This is a genomic window from Arthrobacter sp. Y3223164, from assembly GCF_059091005.1.
In genome coordinates, this window is record NZ_JBNHGF010000536.1 from 1 (window position 1) to 1,514 (window position 1,514).

Genomic DNA, 1,514 nt, shown 5'->3' on the forward strand with positions numbered 1-1,514 from the left:
GGTCCGGCCGCCGGCTGCCTCCGCCGGTCGGCGGACCCGCTCGTCATCGACTTGGGCTATGGGGCGGCGCCAACCACCGCCGTCGAACTCCACCACCGCCTGTCCCGGGTGCGCCTCGACATTGAGGTGATCGGGATCGAAATTGAGCCGGCACGCGTCGCCGTGGCCAAGGCTTTGGAGCGGCCTGGCCTGACCTTCCGGCAGGGCGGCTTCGAAATCCCGGTGGCAGGCCGGCGGCCCGCGGTGGTCCGCGCGTTCAACGTGCTGCGGCAGTACCCGGAATCCGAGTACGGCGCGGCGTGGGACACGGTGCGGGGACGGCTGGCGCCGGGCGGGCTGTTCATCGACGGCACCTGCGATGAGATCGGCCGCCGCGCCACCTGGATCGCGGTGGCGCCGGAAGGGCCGCTCTCGCTGAGCATCTCGCTGCGGTTCGGCGCCTTCTGCCGGCCCTCCGAGGTGGCCGAGCGGCTGCCCAAGGCGCTGATCCACCACAATGTTCCCGGCGAGCGGGTGCACCGCTACCTGCAGGCGCTGGACCGCGCGTGGGCAGACGCGGCTCCGCTGGCCGCGTTCGGAATCCGGCAGCGCTGGCTGGCCATGTGCCAGAGGATGCACGACGCCGGGTGGCCGCTTCTCGACGGGCCGTCGAGGTGGCGGCTGGGGGAAGTCACCGTGGCGTGGCACGCCGTCGCGCCCGCGGGGTGAGTGAGGCAGAACCTACCAGGGGTAGGCGGACCCGCCGCCCTTGACCTCGATCAGGGCGGGCTTGACGTCCGCCAGGTACACGCCGGCAGCGGCAACGGCGGCCAGCTGGAAGATCATCCACGTGCCCAGGCCGCCGGCGCCCAACGCGGCCAGGGCCCCGACCGCCGTGGAGGCGGCCAGCACGCCGACCCAGAAGCCCTTGGTCTTCTTGAATGCGGCCTGGAAGTAGTCGGCCTTGCGGCCCACGCAATCCGCCAGCGCCCATATCTCGATCACCAGGGCGACCAGCCCCAGGACCGTGTAGAGCCAGTATTGGATGTCGTAGGCGAGTAGCACGGCTTAAGCCTAACCGGTGGGGGTGCGTTTCGGCAGCCTCACACGTCCGCCGCGGCGAGTGCCTGGTCCAGGTCCGCCCAGAGGTCGGCGGGGTTCTCGATTCCCACCGACAGCCGCAGCAGGTTCTCCGGAACGCTCTCGGGTTCGTTGACATGGCGGCGGCGCCGCTCGATCAGCGATTCCACGCCGCCCAGCGAGGTGGCCGGCAGCCACAGCCTGAGCGCGTCAATGACCTTGTCCGCGGCCGCTGCCCCGCCCTTGACCTGAATGGCGATGATGGAGCCGAAGCCGTCCATCTGCGCCGCGGCGCGGGCGTGCCCCGGGTCTTCGGGCAGGCCGGGGTAGCGCACGGCCTCCACGGCCCGGTGTTGCTGCAGTTTTCGGGCGAGTTCGCCGGCAGTGGCCTGGGAGCGTTCCACCCGCAGCGCCAGAGTCCGCACGCCGCGCAGTGCCAGCCAGGTCTCGAACGG

3 protein-coding genes are annotated in these 1,514 nt (G+C 71.5%); 1 reads left to right on the plus strand and 2 read right to left on the minus strand.

Features of this window, described 5'->3' with window-relative positions; translation table 11 throughout:
* On the plus strand, positions 1 to 708 hold a 708-nt coding region (locus AC5RUJ_RS16180), incomplete at its 5' end, for a class I SAM-dependent methyltransferase (protein ID WP_494156234.1).
* A gap of 12 nt (positions 709 to 720) precedes the next feature.
* Here AC5RUJ_RS16180 and AC5RUJ_RS16185 read toward each other — a convergent pair.
* Together AC5RUJ_RS16185 and AC5RUJ_RS16190 are read right to left on the minus strand one after the other, a co-directional pair.
* Positions 721 to 1,044 (minus strand): DUF2516 family protein, encoded by a 324-nt coding sequence (locus AC5RUJ_RS16185; protein ID WP_493976898.1) that lies wholly within the window; start codon positions 1,042 to 1,044, stop codon positions 721 to 723.
* A gap of 38 nt (positions 1,045 to 1,082) precedes the next feature.
* Positions 1,083 to 1,514: PLP-dependent transferase (locus AC5RUJ_RS16190; RefSeq protein WP_494156235.1), on the minus strand; the 432-nt coding region annotated here is incomplete at its 5' end.